The sequence below is a fragment of the Fructilactobacillus sp. X2R5C3 genome, from assembly GCF_059901325.1.
This window is the reverse complement of sequence record NZ_JBWXUY010000007.1, coordinates 1-422: the sequence shown is the minus strand read 5'-3', so window position 1 is coordinate 422 and position 422 is coordinate 1. Positions and strand designations below refer to the sequence as shown.

At 51.4% G+C, this 422-nt stretch carries 4 tRNA genes; all 4 read left to right on the top strand.

Features of this window, described 5'->3' with window-relative positions:
- Nucleotides 1–83: 83 nt before the first annotated feature.
- A tRNA-Asn gene (locus tag AC6UDE_RS06925) sits at nt 84–156 on the top strand.
- 6 nt (nt 157–162) lie between these two features.
- A tRNA-Ser gene (locus tag AC6UDE_RS06920) sits at nt 163–254 on the top strand.
- A gap of 16 nt (nt 255–270) precedes the next feature.
- Nucleotides 271–343, top strand: a tRNA-Glu gene (locus AC6UDE_RS06915).
- Between the two features lie 4 nt (nt 344–347).
- Nucleotides 348–420 (top strand) — tRNA-Val (locus AC6UDE_RS06910).
- Nucleotides 421–422: the final 2 nt, after the last annotated feature.

The window sequence follows — 422 nt, the reverse complement described above, 5'->3', positions numbered from 1 at the left end:
CGAACACAGAAGTTAAGCTTCAGCACGCCAAGAGTAGTTGGGGGATCGCCCCCTGCAAGGGTAGGACGTTGCCACGCGATTATTCCGGCATAGCTCAGTTGGTAGAGCACCTGACTGTTAATCAGGTTGTCGACGGTTCGAGCCCGCCTGCCGGAGTACTATGGAGAGTTGTCCGAGCTGGCCGAAGGAGCATCATTGGAAATGATGTAAACGGATTAAAGTCTGTTTCGAGGGTTCGAATCCCTCACTCTCCGTATATTTTTGTAGTATGACCCGTTGGTCAAGTGGTTTAAGACACTGCCCTTTCACGGCAGTAACATGGGTTCGAATCCCGTACGGGTCATTTTGGAGGATTAGCTCAGCTGGGAGAGCATCTGCCTTACAAGCAGGAGGTCACAGGTTCGATCCCTGTATCCTCCATA